This window comes from Paraburkholderia hiiakae (genome assembly GCF_904848665.1).
Classification (GTDB): Bacteria; Pseudomonadota; Gammaproteobacteria; order Burkholderiales; family Burkholderiaceae; genus Paraburkholderia; species Paraburkholderia hiiakae.
This window is the reverse complement of sequence record NZ_CAJHCQ010000011.1, coordinates 116199-132870: the sequence shown is the minus strand read 5'-3', so window position 1 is coordinate 132870 and position 16672 is coordinate 116199. Positions and strand designations below refer to the sequence as shown.

Genomic DNA, 16672 nt, shown 5'->3' with positions numbered 1-16672 from the left:
ATGCCGAAGGAATCATCGCGTAACCCAAGGGCTTACGTCTTTTGCCCGGTCTTGCGCGCCGCTCGCAGCGGCTTCGCGGGCGTCTTCTGCCGCTCGCGCACCGGAACTTCGCGGGTCGAACGCAGTGCGTCGAGCCGGCCTTCGAGCATGCCCACCTGGTGGCGCAAATCGCCCAGTTGCGCCTGCAATGCCTGAATTTCGGCGCGCGCGCTTTCTTCCGTGCGCGCCGCGCGCTGCTCCGCTGCCTGCCAGTGCGTTTGCGCGAGTTCGGCGCTTGCACGCAACTTGTCGCGTTCGGCGGCAAAATCGGCGCGTGCCTGGCTCAGCGCGGTGTCGCCTTCCCGGCTCGCGTCGCGTGCGCGCGCGAGTTCCGCTTCGAGTGCGCCTCGCGTAGCAACGGCGGCGGCCTGCGCCTGCTCCAGTTCCTGAATGCGCACCTGCGCCGTGAGCAGCGCGGCGGTGCGCTGTTCGAGCGCCACCTCAGTGTGCGCAAGGTCCGCGCGCACGGCGGCGGTTGCGCCTTGCGCAGCGAGACGCACGTCTTCCACTTCCAGCCGCAGCGCCTCGAGCGAAGCCTGCGCGGCCGCTGTGGCGCGCGTCCACAGCGCACCCATGAGTTCGCCGGCGGCCCCTTGCAGCTCCTCAGGCAAATCGGCGTGCTCGATACGCACGCGGCTTTTTTCACGCAGGGTGGCCCAGAACTCCGAAAGCACTGCCGTCGGCGTGCTCATGCTGCCGCGGCGCACTAGCTGATAGAGCCGGTTGGCCGTGGGCGTGATGCCGTAACGGAAGAACATGAGCGCGCACACTTCGCGATACAGTTCGCGCGTTTTGGGAAACTCGGCCTTGAGCCGCTCGATTTCGGCGGCGAGGCGCACTTCGTCGGGGGCGACGTTGGTCATGGGGCAATGCGGGGCTGGAATGCGTCGATATTACAACGTAAAGCGCATGATTCCTACCGCTATTGCCGATGGGAGGCGGCACTCGTCTGGATCGACGCGGCCGCGAACGGAACCGTGACCGAATATGATTCGGAGCCCGATGTATCCTTCATGCGGCGTGCCGGCGTCTGGTTCCTGGCCTTCTGCCGATCGAATCCGAGCGGTAAACGCCGTGGCGCGCTGAAATAGAGCCCATCAGGAATCGTACAACGAGTGGATATTGCGCACCTTGCCGAAGAGCCACTCAAAGAGCGAATGACCTTGCTCCTGTTCGGCGGGGAGCGCCGTCGTCAACTTCACGATCTTGTCTTGCCGGTATGCCAATAGCTGACACAGTTGTTTCGCGACTTCCGGGTGCTCTTTCAGGAACGAGGTCATGTCGTCCTTGCCGATTTCGAAAAGCACCGATGGCGTTAGTGCGGTAATGGACACATGCATGGGCAGGCCTGCCAGCAGTCCCGCCTCGCCAAATGCTTCACCCGGGCCAATCCGGGCAAGCTCGCGCACGCCCGACGATTCACGGAAAGTCACCGAGAGCACGCCCGCATAAATAATGGCGAGACTATCCGGCACGGTATCCGGGGCAAGTATCTGTTGATCGGCCGGGTACTCGTGCCGGGAAAGGCGCTTCGCAAGCTGGCTCACTTCATCGGCACTCAAGCTTTCGAACAGAGACACGCGCTTGAGCAGCGCCTCCTTCGCGTCATGCGCTTCGATTGCGGGCGCCGGCACGCCCAGTGCACGCAACGATACCCCGGAGGCAGCCAGGTGCCGGTAGCACAAATCGAACAGTTCGTTGGACGTCACCCTCTTTTTACTCATATCGTCAACGAACCCGACCACCTCGTAATGGATCGAGTTCAGCGTTGCGCGCTGCATGCGGGCATAGGGCGCGGGCGTCTTGAGGATGGCGTTGCTTCCAGTCAGCGCGCGTTCCAGCGCGTCGATCACGGTCTTCGGCCGCGCTTCGGGGTCGATCTCGAGCACGAGTGAAAGGCCGTGAACATTCGCCGGCCTGCTGTTGTTCGAGATTTTCGCCTTGGAAGTCATCGCGTTCGGGACAATGAGCGTGTTTCCCTGGCCGGTCAACAAATGCGTGGCGCGCCAGTTCATTTCGACGACCTTGCCTTCCACATCGTCAATCACGACCCAGTCGCCAACCGTGTACGGCTCCGTGGCGTTGAGCACAATGCCGGCGAAAACGTCGCTTAGCGTGCTTTGAATGGCGAGGCCGAGCACGATTGCCAGTGCGCCCGATGTCGCGACCAGACCGCGCACCGGCAGTTCAAGCACGAATGCAAGTGCGGCAACGACCGCAGCGAGGAAAACGACGGCGCCGAAGACGTCCGAGAAGAGTCGTTGCTTTCGCCACGCGCGAGGCAGCAATAGAGAGTCGAGCGACAGGGTAAACAGTCGCGCCGCCATCAGCCACCAGACGATTTCCAGAACCTGGGCTAACCAGTGGAGCGCTGCCGCGTCCCGGTACGGAGCCTGCCCGAACGGATTCATGCCCGATGAAAACAGTACCCAGCTCAACACCGCGAAGAGCGCGAGCCGTATGAAGAGCCTGACCAGATCATGTGGAGGAATCTGCGCACGCCACACGACGACATCGACGAAAACGATACTCAAACCAACAATTAGCGGGTATTTCACGGGCGGCTCCCAGCTGGAAAGGCCTTACGCTGATGTTGGGACTGCGGGACGCGGTTGATTCTGCCACGGACGAACGTGCCGGGGCGAACGGGTGGCAATCGCAGTCTGCTGGCGCTTAAGTCTCGGCCTGGATTCGCACGCCAGAAACGCGTGGGTGGCGGGGCTGGATTTCTCGCGCGCGCTGTGTGGAGCGGGCGCACTGGCCGGCACCTTGCATGCCGGCCCTCTTTATCGTCATGCGCGTGGCAATGCCTCGGGCGGCGAGCCCTCGTGAAAGAGCTGGCTGAGCTGCGCACGCAGTTCCGGCGAATCGGCGTGACGATGCACACTCACCGCGTGCTGCACGGCAGCTTCCAGAAGCTCAGAATCCGCCGAGATCGCAACCGAGCAGTTCATCTCACTGGGGAACTCCCTGCAGTCAATGTACTTTCGCGTCATGGTGAGACCTCTCGTTGGGCTGGTGAAAAGACACACGCTGCCCGTGCGTGCGTGAAAATTATAGAATCCATGCATTTCGCTTGCTAGACTATTAAAGTGAATCCACGCGCGACAATAATCTGAATTAATTGCACGCGATTTTATTTATCAAGCTGCATAATTTAGGTTATCTAATTAATCTGCGAGGCTCGGTGGCGGCCCGGGTAGAAACCCGGCGATGTCACGCTCGCCGCCCGGCCCCTCGCGGTCCGGCCAGAGGCTGCCCCCGCCGCCCTTAGCGAAAGCCCTTCCTTCCTGCTTTCCCGACCGGACGCACGCCGCGTTTCGCGCGTGCGTGAGCCGCACTGATTCGACAATTGAAGCGGTCGCCCGCAGTTCCGTTCAGTCCATGAAAACGCACGCCCGGCTATTGGCGCGCGTTTGTCCGATCCGTTGAATTGAGAGGTGTGCCATGTCCAGCCTGTCGAGCGAATCCGTCGCCACATTGAAAAGCGCGCTGCGCGGCGAGGCGTTACAACCTGGTGACGCAACCTACGAAGAAGCCCGACAAATCTGGAACGCGATGATCGAGCGACGCCCCGCGCTCATCGTGCGCTGCCGGGGCTGCGCCGACGTGCGGCAAACCGTGGCGTTCGCGCGTGAAACGGGGCTGCCGCTCGCCGTGCGTGGCGGCGGCCACAATATCGCGGGCAGCGCGCTATGCGACGGAGGCATCGTGATCGATCTCTCGCCGATGAAATCGGTCAGAGTCGAGCCCGCCACGCGCCGGGCGTATGTGGAGCCAGGCGCCACGCTGGGCGACTTCGACCACGAAGCGCAGGCGTTCGGCCTCGCCACGCCGCTTGGCATCAATTCGACAACGGGCGTGGCCGGTCTCACGCTGGGCGGCGGCTTCGGCTGGCTGAGCCGGCGCTTCGGCATGTCGGTCGACAACCTGGTCGCCGCCGATATCGTGACCGCCGACGGCGATCTGCTGCGCGCGAGCGCCGACGAAAACGCCGACCTGTTCTGGGCCATTCGCGGCGGCGGCGGCAACTTCGGCGTGGTCACGATGTTCGAGTTCGCGCTTCACCCCGTCGGCCCCGAGATCTACGGCGGTCTCGTCGTCCTGCCGTTCGACGCCGCGAAAGAAGCGCTCGTGAAGTATCGCGAGGCGGTCGAGACGATGCCCGAAGACCTGACAGTGTGGAGCGTGTCGCGCCTCGCACCGCCGTTGCCTTTCCTGCCGCCCGAGGTGCACGGCAAGCCGATCATTGCCTTTGCGATCTGCTATTCGGGGCCGCTGGAAAACGGGCCGAACGCGGTGGAGGTGGTGCGCCGCTTCGGCAAGCCTTATGGCGAACATCTCGGGCCGATGCCGTACGCCGCGTGGCAACAGGCATTCGATCCGCTTCTCACGCCGGGCGCGCGCAACTACTGGAAATCGCACAATCTCGCCACGTTGCCCGACGGTCTCATCGACACGCTGACCGACGCGATCGCCACACTGCCCTCGCCCCAGTGCGAAATCTTCTTCGGGCAAATCGGCGGCGCGACATTGCGCGTCGCGCCCGATGCGATGGCCTACCCGAACCGCGACGCGCTCTACGTGATGAATGTGCACGGCCGCTGGACCGATCCCGCCGACGACGCACGCTGCGTTGCCTGGGCACGCGACTTTTTCGAAGCTTCCGCGCCTTATGCGCTCGGCAGCGTCTACGTGAACTTCCTCACCGACGACGAACGCACGCGCGTCGAGGCGGCCTATGGTCCGAACATGGACCGTCTCGTCGCAGTGAAGACGCGTTACGACCCGCACAACCTTTTCCGCCATAACCAGAACATCCGGCCCGAAGGGTCGGCCGAGGGGAGCCAGTGATCCGCGTTTCGATGTCATCGTAAGGGGAATCGTCATGTCGACCTATGTGGTGCTTGCGCAATTCACCGACCAGGGTATTCGCGCTGTCAAAAACAGCGCGCAGCGGGCCGGTCAGGCAGCGGAACTAGCCAAAACTTTCGGCTGTGAAATGAAGCAGATCTACTGGACGCTCGGGAAATACGACATCGTCACGGTCATCGAAGCGCCCGACGAGCAAAGCTTCATGGCGTTCGGCCTCGCGCTCGGGTCGCTCGGCAATATCCGCACGCAAACGCTGCGCGCCTTGAGCAAGGATGAGTTCAGCGCGGTGCTCGGCAAGCTCAATTAAAGCGAACCGGCGCGCGGCACCTGGGCCGGTGCCGCGCGGTTGTTTGCCATTCTTCATACTTAAACACCCCATGCGCGGCGCATTTCCCGCCAGTCCGGGAGGCAGTTCTCTGCCCGAACGCCGCCGCACGCGCGCGCGACCTTTCGGGAAGCGGCACTGCGCGAGCGAACTCTTTCTTTTTCGCAAACGTTTGCCACCCGGGTATCAAGTCCGCGCGCGCGCGGCCGAAAACGCGTACATCGCCACGATTTTTTGGAGACCCGGCCGTGACGCGCGTTTTGCTTTTACTTGCCGTAATGGTTATGACAGGCTGCGCGCAACTGCAGCCGCCCACCACGGCGCAAACCGGGAAACCCGCCGTGTCGAACGTCATCATGAAGTTCGACATTCCCGCCGACGCGCTCGGCGCGCACGACCCGCAACTGAACGCGGTGCTCGCCAAGGCGGGCGCGCTCGCCGCCGCGCAGAAGCAGCCCACCGTGATCCGCGTGACGGCCCTCGGCCAGGACCTCAAGTACATCAATCAGGCCATCTGGCGAGGCGTGAGCGCGCAGGGGCCCAAGCCCACGCTCGAAAACCTGACGGCCGGCGCGAACCAGACGTACAGCGTCTCGATCGAGCCGTTGCATGCGGGGAGCTGACACGATGCGTCCGATCGTTTTCGCCGCCGCACTCGGCTTTTGTAGCGCCGCGTGGGCGGCCCAACCCGCCACCAGCGCGCCTGCCGCCGGTGGCGCCACCGGGGTTTCCACCACCGTTGCCACCACTGTCGCCGCCGCAGCCACGCCCGCTGCCGACAAGGTTTATCCGCCGCTGCCCACGCTCGCCATGCTGCCGCCCTCCACCGGCGACGACGACGAGCTTCCCTCGCCGCATTCGTCCTCGCACAAGAAGAAGCTGCGTCAGCGCGATTGCCACTGCGCCATGCCCACGCCGCGCCTCGTTGTCTCCGACACTTCGCGCGCCTATCTCAAGGACATCGAGCAGCAGCTCGATTCCGCTCTCGCGCAGTGACGTCGCGCAGTGACGCCCAACCCGGAGCTTCGCCCCATGCAGCAGCAGACCAACGCCCTGAGCCTGCGATCGCGAGTCGTCCGCGCGTGGGTCGCGTTCGTGAGCCTCGCGGCGCTCGGCGCAACGGCCGCGCACGCCGCGCCGCCCGCCAATGAATGCTTTGAAAAGGCCGGGGCCTACCAGGGCGTGAATCCGCTCGTGCTGCGCGCCGTGGCGTGGCGTGAATCGAAAGGGGACGCCGCGGCCGTCAATCACAATGCCAACGGCTCGATCGACGTTGGGCAAGCGCAGATCAACTCGATCCACTTTTCGGAGCTTTCGCGCGAGGGCATTCCGCACGGTGCCCTCACGGACCCGTGCGTGAATATCTTCGTGGCCGCCTGGCTGCTCAAGCAAAAGATGGTGCGATACGGCAACACGTGGCGCGCCATTGGCGCGTACCACTCGGAGTCGCCGCACGAGCGCGATGCCTACGCGCGCAGCATTCAGGCCATTCTCGTGAGCTGGGGCCAGTTGCAGCCGGGGCGATGAACCAGGCCCGCACGGCTTCGCTTCAAGCTCGTTGTACGCACAACGGCCTGATTGACCGCGCAGCTTGTTCAACTGCTTGAGCCCGCGCCGCGCGACGCGCCGTTCCCGGGCCAACTGTGAAGATTCGACGGCGCATATAATACGTAAGAAAACATCCCGGATGTCGCATCAAACTGACATTCGTGATGATTTCGTGCGAGTTCCACCCTTGATTAACGGCAATGCCTGCCGTTACTGACAAGAGATCAGGAACCGCCAGCCACCGCTTCACCCACGCGCCCGATGAACATACTCCGACCAGCCCGCGTCCTCGGGCTGACGACGCTTACCGCCCGCAGCCTCAAGCGCCCTAACCTGCATACGGTGCTGATCGGCGCGCTGCTCATATCGGGCGCGGCGGCCTGCACCGACGCGACCTCCGGCACGCCCTTGCCAGTGGCCATCTCGGTGGATGCCGCGGCAGGCCGGCATCCCATCAGCCCGCTGATTTACGGCATCAACTTCGGCACGACTGCCGTCCTGCAAGACCTGCGCGCGCCGGTCAACCGCTCGGGCGGCAACAGCGCCTCGGCCTATAACTGGCGCATCGACGCGCGCAATGCGGGCAAGGACTGGTATTTCGAAAGCCTCGCCGTCAATCCCGCCGATATCAACGACCAGTTCGGCGAGCGCTTCGTCGCGCTCACCCAGGCGGCGGGCGCCACGCCCATCGTGACCATTCCGATGCTCGGCCGTGTGGCGAAACTCGGGCCGGCGCGCGCGACGCTCGCGAGCTTCTCGATCGCCAAATACGGCCCGCAGCCGAACTACGACGTGAACGGCCATGCCGACGCCGGCAATGGCGTGGCGCCAGGTGGCAAGCCAATCGACGGCAACGACACGAACGACGCCTCGACACCCGACGACCCGCAAAACGAACAGGCGCGCGTGGCGGATCTGGTCAAGCAGTTCGGCGGCGCGAGCGCGGGCGGCGTGCGCTACTACGCGCTCGACAACGAACCGAGCCTTTGGCAGCTCATCCACCGCGACGTGCATCCCACGGGCGCGCATGCGAGCGAAATCGCAAACAAGGTGATCGCCTATTCGCGCGCCGTGAAGTCCGCGGACCCGCACGCGCAGATCGTCGCGCCGGAAGAATGGGGCTGGCAGGGCTACTTCTATAGCGGCTTCGACCAGCAGTACGCAGCGGACCACGGCCTCGATCACGCGCCCGACCGCACAGGCGAAACTCAGGGCATGCCCTACGTGCCCTGGTTGCTCACGCAATGGAAAGCGGCGGGCCATCCGGTGGATGTGTTCAGCCTCCACTTCTACCCGCAGGGCGGCGAATTTGCCGAAACGGGCGCGACGAACTCGCAGGCCGTCGCGCTCATGCGCAACCGCTCCACGCGCGACCTGTGGGACCCGAACTACAAAGACCCCACGTGGATCAACAGCGTCGTGGCGCTGATCCCGCTGATGCGGCGTTGGGTCGATACGTACTACTACCCGGGCACGCCCATCGGCATCACGGAATACAACTGGGGCGGCGACACGCTGATGAACGGCGCGACTGCCCAGGCCGACGTGCTCGGCATTTTCGGCTGCGAAGGGCTGGATATCGCCACGCGCTGGGGCACGCTCGATTCCTCGATGCCGGTGTACAAAGCGTTCAAGCTCTACCGCAACTACGACGGCAACGGCGCGGCGTTCGGTGCGACCAGCATCTCGGCAAGCGCGCCCGACCCGGACACGGTTTCCGCATTCGCCGCCTTACGCGAGAGCGATCACGCGCTGACGCTCGTGGTCATCAACAAGCAGTTGGACCGCCCCGCAGACGCCGCCGTCACGCTCGACCATTTCGCGGCGAGCGGCGTGGCCGAAACCTGGCGGCTCGCGAACAACCAGCTGTCGCGCATGCCCGACGCGCCCTACCGGGACGGCACGCTGCGCGCGAGCCTGCCCGCGCAGAGCGTGACGCTGTACGTGCTGCGCGGCGCACAGGCGCAGCATGAGTGACGCTTGCGTTGCCCGGCCGATGGTGCTCGGGCGCGTGCCGGGACGCGCTGCGGCGCAAGATGAAAAACAGGACGCCCGACCAGCGGCCCCAAGGGCAACAATTCGCTCGCGACCCTGAGCGTCGTTTCCCACGCTGACCAGTAACGGCAATCGAGGACAAAGCGCATGACGACCGCGAGGCGCAAGCGCCGCGACCGCGACATGCCGCGCGCCGCATTGCTGATATCATAAAAAACAGCCCTTGACCCCTCTCCATTGCCAATGGAGACCGGGCCGCAAGGAATCGCGGACGCTGGAGGCGCAGGCACCCGATGTCGTCAACCGAGGACCGTTTCCCGGACACGCAACGACTGCCACGCGAGGCGACGGCGGCCCCCGCATGTCTGATGGGTGCGGGCGAGGCGTGCGCACTCGCCCGCGCGGTCGACTGGAGCCAAACCTCGATCGGGCCGGTCGACGGCTGGTCGCAGGCGTTGCGCTCCACCGCGTCGCTGGTCCTGCACAATCACTCGCCCATGCTGCTGTGGTGGGGCGCCGATTTCGTCCAGATTTACAACGATGCCTACCGGCCCGTGCTCGGCGAAAAGCATCCCCGAGCCATGGGCCAGCGGTTTCGCGACTGCTGGAGCGAGGTCTTTCATATCCTCGGCCCGATGGCCGAACGGCCTTTTCGCGGGGGGCCGGCATCGGTGAACGACGATATCGCCGTTCTCATCGAGCGCAAGGTGCCGCGCGAAGAAACCCATTTCCGCCTCGCGTACAGCCCGGTGCCGGACGCGTCCGTCGAGTCGGGCATCGGCGGTGTCCTCGCGACAGTCACGGAGACGACCGAGCAGATCTTCGTCGAGCGACAGTTGCGCACGTTGCGCGAGCTCGGCGCGCGCGGCGCGGCGCACGCGGACGGGCAAACTGCCGAACAGGTGTGCGCGAACGCCGCTGCGGTGTTCGAAGACAACGCCTGGGATGTGCCGTTCGCGCTGCTTTATCTGCTGAACGAGGACGGCACCCGCGCGCGCAGAGCGGCCAGCGCAGGCGTGAGCGCGCAGGCTCTCGAACACCTGGCGCCGGCACAGGTCGAACTCGCCAACGCGAACGCCGACGAGCCGTGGCCGCTACGGGAAGCCGTGCTCGAGCGGCGTATCGAGATCGTGGCGCTTTTGCCTCAACATGCGGATGCGCTGCCCCGCAGTCCGTGGGACGAGGCGACACGTTCGGCCATCGTGCTGCCGCTCGCCTCCTCGGATCGGTCCCGCACGTTCGGTGTGCTTATTTGTGGCCTCAGTCCGCACCGCGTGGTCGACGCGGGATATCGCACCTTTTTCGAGCTTGCGGCCTCGCAGGTCGTCACCGGCATCCGCGACGCGCGGGCGCTCGAAGAGGAGCGCAAGCGAGCCGAGGCGCTGGCCGCCATCGACCGCGCCAAGACGGCTTTCTTTTCCAACGTCAGCCACGAGTTCCGCACGCCCTTGACGCTCATGCTCGGCCCCGTTGCCGAGTTTGCTTCGGACCCCTCAGTTCCAGACCAGGCGCGCGCCCAGCTCGCGCTGGCGCATCGCAATGCGCTCAGGCTGCTGCGGCTCGTCAACACGCTGCTCGATTTTTCCCGCATCGAAGCCGGTCGCGTGCAGGCCTCCTATGAGCCGACCGATCTCGCGGCGCTCACCCGCAACGTGGCTGGGACCTTTCGCTCCGCAATCGAACGCGGCGGCCTGACGTACACCGTCGAGTGCGAAACGCTCGCCGAGACTGTGTACGTCGATCCGCCAATGTGGGAAAAGATCGTCCTCAACCTGCTATCCAACGCCTTCAAATACACGCTGCGCGGCGAGATCGCCGTTCGGCTGCGTTCGCGCAATGCACAGGCGCTGCTCGAAGTGAGCGATACCGGCGCAGGTATTCCGGACAACGAATTACCCCGCATCTTCGAGCGTTTCCATCGTGTCGAAGGGGTCGCTGGGCGCACTCAGGAAGGAACGGGCATCGGGCTTTCTCTCGTCCAGGAACTCGTCAAGCTTCATGGCGGCGAGATCACCGCCGCCAGCGAACCCGGCAGCGGCACACGATTCGTGGTGAGTATCCCGCTCGGCTCGACGCATTTGAGCGCCGATCGGCTCAAGCCGGCGCACGCCGGCGACCCGAGCGCCATCCACGCACAAGCCTTCGTGCAGGAGGCGTTGCGTTGGATACCCGAGAGCGTGGTCGACGAACCGGCAGGTCCTCCAGACATCGTGCCCGACGCAGTGCCGGTCGCCGCACTGCCCGCCATCGCGGCGGAAGACCGGCTGCGTGTGCTGGTCGCCGACGACAATGCCGACATGCGCGCCTACTTGCGAAGCCTGCTGGCCGGACGCTACGCCGTCGAGGTCGTCCCGGACGGCGCCGCGGCACTGCAAGCCGCGGCTCGGCAGCGGCCCGACCTGATTCTTGCCGACATCATGATGCCCCGGCTCGACGGCCTGGGCTTGCTGCGGGCCGTGCGCACCGACAAGCAGCTACTCGATATCCCCGTCATCCTGCTCTCCGCCCGCGCAGGGGAAGAGGCACGCGTCGATGGTCTGGGTGCGGGCGCGGACGACTATCTGGTCAAACCCTTCTCCGCTCGCGAACTGGTCGCCCGCATCGGCGCGCTGCTCGAACTCACGGCATTGCGGCGCAGAAGCGAAGAGCGATTTCGCGCGCTGGTCAATGCGTCGTCGGACGCGGTCTATTCGGTGAGCGCCGACTGGAGCGAAATGCGCTTTCTCCAGGGGCGAGACTTCATCGCCAATACCGAAGGTGCCAGTTCAGGCTGGCTCGAACGCTACATCGCACCGGAGGATCGCGACGCCGTGCTCGCCCACATCGAACTGGCCGTTCGCAACAAGAGCAAGTTCGAACTCGAGCATCGCGTGCGGCGCGTCGACGGCACGCCCGGCTGGACGCTTTCGCGCGCGATCCCGGTGCTGGACAGCCACGGCGAGATCGTCGAATGGTTCGGCATGGCGGTCGACATGACCGAGCGTAAGCGCGTCGAGACGGTTCTGCGCGACACCGCGGCGTGGGTGGCCGCGCAGAAGGAAGCCTTCCAGGCGGCCGTGAACAACGCGCCGCTCGCCGTCTCGCTCGACGTTCTCACGAAGGCGGCGGTCAGGCAGATGGGCGCCCGCGCCCGCTGCGCGTTCTATCTCGCCAACGCGGAGCAGACGGAGTTGCGGCACGTCACCGGCATGGGCGCGGAGTACGCTGCGAGCGTCGAGAGTTTCCGCATCGCCGCCGACTCGTTCTCCTGCGGGCTGGCCGCCTATACGCGGCAGCCCGTCATTACGCCGGACGTGACCGAAGATCCGTCCTGGAAGGAATGGCTGTGGCTCGCACAGCAGCACGGCTATCGCGGCTGCTGGTCTTTCCCAGTCGAGACTTCCGCCGGGAAGGTGGTCGGCACGTTCGCCATGTATCACGAGGCCCCGTGCAAGCCCACCCCTCTCGATCGTGAACTCGCGATGCGCCTCGCACAGACCGCGGCCATCATCATCTCTCACCACCAGGAGGCCGAGGAGCGCGCGAGCGGCGCCGACGCCCTGCGCGTTGCCGACCGGCAGAAAGACGAATTTCTCGCCATGCTGGCCCATGAGCTGCGCAATCCGCTCGCGCCCATCACCAATGCCGGCGAGCTGCTTTCGCGTATGTTGACGGGCGATGCCGAGGCGCAGCATGCCATCGACATGATCAAGCGGCAAACCACCCAACTGAGCCGCCTGGTCGACGATCTTCTCGATGTTTCGCGCATCACCCAGGGCCGCATCAAATTGCGGCGGCGAGCGGTCGATCTCGCGAACGTCGTGGCCCTGGGTATCGAAACGGTCGAGCCGCAGCTGCGCGAAAGGCAGCATACGCTCACGGTCGAAACCGCAAAGCGCGACGAACCGCTATACGTCGATGGCGATATGGCGCGGCTGGTGCAGTGCGTCGCCAACGTGCTCTCCAACGCCGTGAAGTACACCAACCCCGGCGGCACGATCCGCGTTTGGACCCGGCCAGAAGGCACCCACGTCGTCATCGGCATCTCGGACAACGGCTCGGGCATTTCGGCCGAGCTGCTGCCTCATGTGTTCGACCTGTTCGTGCAAAGCGAGCGCACGCTCGATCGCGCTCAGGGCGGCTTGGGCATCGGGCTGGCCGTGGCGAGACGCCTCGTGGAAATGCACCAGGGAACGATTAGCGCGCAAAGCCCTGGCATCGGACATGGCGCGACGTTCGAAATCCGCTTGCGGCGCATTGCGCGCCCCGCTGCCCCGGTAGCCGCCGCCGGTGCCGCCGATGTGGATCAGCGCCGCGTGCTCGTGGTGGACGACAACAAGGACGGCGCGGATTCCCTCGCGGCACTCCTCGCGCTGCAAGGGCATACGCTGGCCGTCGCCTACAGCGGACCCGAGGCGATCCGGCTCGCCGCAGCGTTTCTTCCCGAGATCGCGCTGCTCGACATCGGGCTGCCCGGCATGAGCGGCTATGAGCTTGCCCAGACACTGCGCACGATGCCTCAGCTCGCGGGCCTTCGTCTCGTCGCCATCACGGGGTACGGCCAGGCCGAGGATTTCCAGCGCTCGCGCGCGGCCGGTTTCGATTATCACCTCGTCAAACCCGTCGATCAGCAGGCGCTTCAGCGTGCTCTGGCGGCGTTGCATCATAATTGGGAAAACTAAGCGTTTCACCCATCGCGAGGAGAAAAGACGTCATGAAACGACGATGCCTGCTCAAGGGAGTTGTCGCCTTGCCGTGCCTCGCCACCGCCTCGACCTTCGCCGGCGTGCTGCCCGCTTCGGCTCGCGCGGCTCGCGTGCGGCCAGGCGATCCTGCCTGGCCGAAAGCGCCGGAATGGGAAGCGCTGAGCCAGGCGGTCGGCGGAAATTTGCTGCAACCCACCACGATCTGGCAGACCTGCGCGCAAACGCCACACGCGCAAGCGTGCCTCGCGAGAATCAAGGAAGCGCGAAACCCGTTCGCGCTCGGCGACGATCCGGGCGCCACCCAGATCTCCGGCTGGCTCGATGCCTGGACGGCGAACGCAAGCACCTACGCAGTGGCGGCCCGTTCTACCGCAGACGTGGTTGCGGGCGTCAATTTCGCGCGCGAGCACAATTTGCGTCTGGTGGTGAAAGGCGGCGGCCACAGTTATCTCGGCGGCTCGAACGCGCCCGATTCTCTTCTGATCTGGACGCGCGGGATGAACCGCATCGAACTCCATGACGCGTTCGTTCCAGCCGGCTGCTCGACGCCACCGAAGCCTGCAGTGACGCTCGGGACAGGCTGCATGTGGATCGACGCCTACACCGCCGTCACGACCCAGGCGGGACGCTACGTTCAGGGTGGCGGATGCACGACCGTGGGCGTCGCCGGCCTCGTTCTAGGCGGCGGTTTCGGGTCGTGGTCGAAGCGTTATGGCCTCGCGGCCGCGAGCCTGCTACAGGCCGAGATCGTCACCGCCGACGGCGTTGTCCGCACGGTGAACGCATGCCAGGAGCCCGATCTCTTCTGGGCGCTCAAGGGCGGCGGCGGCGGCAGTTTCGGCGCGGTGACGAAGATCACGCTACAGACCCATGACCTGCCCGAAAACTTCGGCTGGGCCAGGTTCAAGGTCAAGGCTTCGTCGCGCGAGGCTTACCGGCGGCTGGCTGCGCGACTCTTCGATCACTATGCAGACAATCTGTTCAATCCTGAATGGGGCGAGCGATTCATCTTTCACAGCGATGAGATCGAAGTGGCGATGGTGTGCCAGGGCCTCGACGACCATCAGGCGAAGTCGGTCTGGGCGCCTTTCATCGACTGGGTGCGCGCCTCGCCGATGGACTTCAGCTTGAACGAAGGACCTCACGTCGGCGCTGGCCCGTCGCGTCGCTGGTGGGACGTCGACGCCAACCCGGGACTCGTGGCAGACCCGCGCGCCAACGCCACACACAACCATGGCTGGTGGCAAGGCGACGGCGAGCAGGCCTCCGCGTTCCTGCACGCCTATGAGTCGCAATGGCTGCCCGCGGCCCTGCTCGAACCGGCGCAACGCGGCCGGCTTGCCGATGCCTTCGTCGCGGCGGCCCAGTTTCAAGCCGTAGAGTTGCATTTCAACAAAGGGCTCGCCGGCGCGCCGCCGGAGGTGAACGAAGAGGCGCGCCAGTGCGCCATGAATCCGAAAGTGGCCGACGCCTTCGGCCTGATGATCGTCGCCACAGGCGGCCCACCGCCCTTTCCGGGCCTCCCCATCCCGCCGCCTGACATGGCGCAGGCACATCGCAACGCCGCGAATGTGGGCAAGGCTGCGGCCATTCTCAAGGCGCTATCGCCGCGAAGCGGCTCCTATATTTCGGAGACCGATTTTTTTCGCAGCGATTGGCGCGAGGCGTTTTGGGGAGTCAACTATGCGCGGCTGAAAGCCATCAAGGATCGCTACGATCCGCAAGGGTTCTTTTTCGTGCACCACGGAGTGGGCAGCGAAGACTGGAGTGCTGACGGCTTCACGCCTGTGGGGTCTTGAATCTCGGCCTACCCGGCCGAACCCCTACCGTTGGGATCGCTGTCATCGTCCTTTTCGAGCTCGCGCATATCGAGCGCAAGCACACGCCCGACATCGCGCACGAACGCTTCCATGATCGCGAGGCGTTCCGGGCTGCCCGGCACACAATCTTCAGGGTTCCTCTTTCCCTGTGCCCGTCTGATCGCGCGGATGCTGGCCTCCAGCGCCCGTGCTTCTGCCCGGATCGGATCGTTTTGAGGGGGTTTGGGTTGTTCGTGCGCCATGCCTGATTTTCGGCGGGCGGCTCACAAACTTTAGCGCAGACTTTGGCGCGTAGGCATGACTTGTCGAACGGCTAGGGCGCGGCCTTCGCAATCAGGTCCTGCAGACGGGCCATCGAGCGCTGATCCAGCGCATGCATCTCGCAACCCACACGGCTCCATCCTCTCTCCTGATCCTCGGCGATCCACCGAACATCGAGCGCGACGGCCAGGACGATCTCGTCTTCGTCGTCGATCGGCGCCGACTGCAGCCATCCCGAGACCGTCTCTCCCCGGAAGAGCAGACCGTTGCGCGCGTGCAGGAGCGCCCCGCGCGAGCTAAGGTCGGCGACCTGCGCGAGAGCGCGGCCGTCCTTGTTCAGAAGCAGCGGGGCGAACAACAGCGGCGTACGGACCTCCCGACGCATATCCAGTCCACTTCGCATACGCATGACACCTGTTTCAACGTTTCATTTTTATTGAGGGTCGGGATTTTAACGTGACTGCGCAATTAAGGCGGGGGATGGTGTGCGAAGTCGCGCCACGCAAACGTTTGATCGAGTCAATCGGAATGCGCGGCGGCGCCCGGCTTGATCGCCGGGGCTGCCGCACCGCGCTCGAGCGCTCTGTAGTGCGCTCTGTAGTGCGCTCTGTAGTGCGCTCTGTAGTGCGCTCTGTAGTGCGCTCTGTAGTGCGCTCAGTGATGCGCATAGATCGACTGCCCGTCAACGCTGGCCACGAGCGGCGCGCCCGCGTCCGAGCTGCCCGTCATCGCCACGCCGCCAACCGCCGTGCTGCCCGGCGCGGCCTGCTGCGCCGTTTGCGTCTGCGTTTGCGCCTGCTCCTGGGCCACGATCGCCTCCGCGTGCTGAATGTCATCCGGATAGTTGAGGTCGTTCGCCACTGGGCGATACCCCGCCTGCTCCAGCCGCACGAGATCGGCGACAACCTGCGCACGCGTGACCGGCGTGTTGGCGGGGTTGGCGGTCTGTGCGAAAGCGGCGGCCGGTGCGGCCAGAGCGCAGGCAACGAGCAATGTGGAAACGAGTGCTTTCATGATGTTCACCTCTCAATGAATGGCCGCTGCATCGGGAAGAGATGCCGCCTTGGCCGCCCTCGGCAATATCGCGAAGGTTGACTGCATTCTGGGCGCGCGGCGCTGACCCA

Annotated in this window: 14 protein-coding genes; 8 read left to right on the top strand and 6 right to left on the bottom strand. The window is 65.0% G+C overall.

The features are described 5' to 3' along the window. Nucleotides 1-32 precede the first annotated feature (32 nt). From JMY28_RS21330 to JMY28_RS21320, 3 genes are all read right to left on the bottom strand, one after another. A complete protein-coding gene (locus JMY28_RS21330) occupies nucleotides 33-902 on the bottom strand; it encodes a DNA-binding protein (protein ID WP_201697896.1) in 870 nt (289 codons plus the stop codon). Nucleotides 903-1136: 234 nt separating this feature from the next. Then, nucleotides 1137-2597: a mechanosensitive ion channel family protein gene (locus JMY28_RS21325; RefSeq protein WP_201697895.1), complete on the bottom strand. Its 1461-nt coding sequence runs from the start codon at nucleotides 2595-2597 to the stop codon at nucleotides 1137-1139. A 234-nt stretch (nucleotides 2598-2831) separates the two neighbouring features. Beyond that, a complete protein-coding gene (locus JMY28_RS21320) occupies nucleotides 2832-3035 on the bottom strand; it encodes a DUF1059 domain-containing protein (RefSeq protein ID WP_201697894.1) in 204 nt (67 codons plus the stop codon). A gap of 451 nt (nucleotides 3036-3486) precedes the next feature. Between JMY28_RS21320 and JMY28_RS21315 the strand changes: the two genes are divergently transcribed. From JMY28_RS21315 to JMY28_RS21280, 8 genes are all read left to right on the top strand, one after another. Beyond that, nucleotides 3487-4893: an FAD-binding oxidoreductase gene (locus tag JMY28_RS21315; protein ID WP_201697893.1), complete on the top strand. Its 1407-nt coding sequence runs from the start codon at nucleotides 3487-3489 to the stop codon at nucleotides 4891-4893. A gap of 34 nt (nucleotides 4894-4927) precedes the next feature. Further along, nucleotides 4928-5221 carry a GYD domain-containing protein gene (locus JMY28_RS21310; RefSeq protein ID WP_201697892.1) on the top strand — a complete coding sequence of 98 codons (294 nt, stop codon included), beginning with the start codon at nucleotides 4928-4930 and terminating at the stop codon, nucleotides 5219-5221. A 266-nt stretch (nucleotides 5222-5487) separates the two neighbouring features. Further along, nucleotides 5488-5862 (top strand): hypothetical protein, encoded by a 375-nt coding sequence (locus JMY28_RS21305; protein WP_236596973.1) that lies wholly within the window; start codon nucleotides 5488-5490, stop codon nucleotides 5860-5862. Nucleotides 5863-5866: 4 nt separating this feature from the next. Then, nucleotides 5867-6235 (top strand): hypothetical protein, encoded by a 369-nt coding sequence (locus tag JMY28_RS21300; RefSeq protein ID WP_201697891.1) that lies wholly within the window; start codon nucleotides 5867-5869, stop codon nucleotides 6233-6235. A 36-nt stretch (nucleotides 6236-6271) separates the two neighbouring features. Then, nucleotides 6272-6766, top strand: coding sequence for a lytic transglycosylase domain-containing protein (locus JMY28_RS21295; protein WP_201697890.1), 495 nt, complete (start codon nucleotides 6272-6274; stop codon nucleotides 6764-6766). 282 nt (nucleotides 6767-7048) lie between these two features. Further along, a complete protein-coding gene (locus JMY28_RS21290) occupies nucleotides 7049-8764 on the top strand; it encodes a glycoside hydrolase family 44 protein (protein WP_201697889.1) in 1716 nt (571 codons plus the stop codon). 311 nt (nucleotides 8765-9075) lie between these two features. Further along, on the top strand, nucleotides 9076-13443 hold the full coding sequence (locus JMY28_RS21285) for an ATP-binding protein (RefSeq protein WP_201697888.1): 4368 nt from the start codon (nucleotides 9076-9078) through the stop codon (nucleotides 13441-13443). 32 nt (nucleotides 13444-13475) lie between these two features. Further along, complete coding sequence (locus tag JMY28_RS21280) at nucleotides 13476-15266, top strand: FAD-dependent oxidoreductase (RefSeq protein ID WP_201697887.1); 1791 nt, start codon at nucleotides 13476-13478, stop codon at nucleotides 15264-15266. Nucleotides 15267-15274: 8 nt separating this feature from the next. Here JMY28_RS21280 and JMY28_RS21275 read toward each other — a convergent pair whose 3' ends face one another. The 3 genes from JMY28_RS21275 to JMY28_RS21265 all read right to left on the bottom strand — a co-directional run bounded on the left by JMY28_RS21275 (nucleotide 15275) and on the right by JMY28_RS21265 (nucleotide 16562). Then, a complete protein-coding gene (locus tag JMY28_RS21275; RefSeq protein WP_201697886.1) occupies nucleotides 15275-15529 on the bottom strand; it encodes a hypothetical protein in 255 nt (84 codons plus the stop codon). A 71-nt stretch (nucleotides 15530-15600) separates the two neighbouring features. After that, nucleotides 15601-15951: a PilZ domain-containing protein gene (locus JMY28_RS21270; RefSeq protein ID WP_201697885.1), complete on the bottom strand. Its 351-nt coding sequence runs from the start codon at nucleotides 15949-15951 to the stop codon at nucleotides 15601-15603. 251 nt (nucleotides 15952-16202) lie between these two features. Beyond that, nucleotides 16203-16562, bottom strand: coding sequence for a DUF4148 domain-containing protein (locus tag JMY28_RS21265; protein ID WP_201697884.1), 360 nt, complete (start codon nucleotides 16560-16562; stop codon nucleotides 16203-16205). Between the last annotated feature and the right edge of the window lie 110 nt (nucleotides 16563-16672).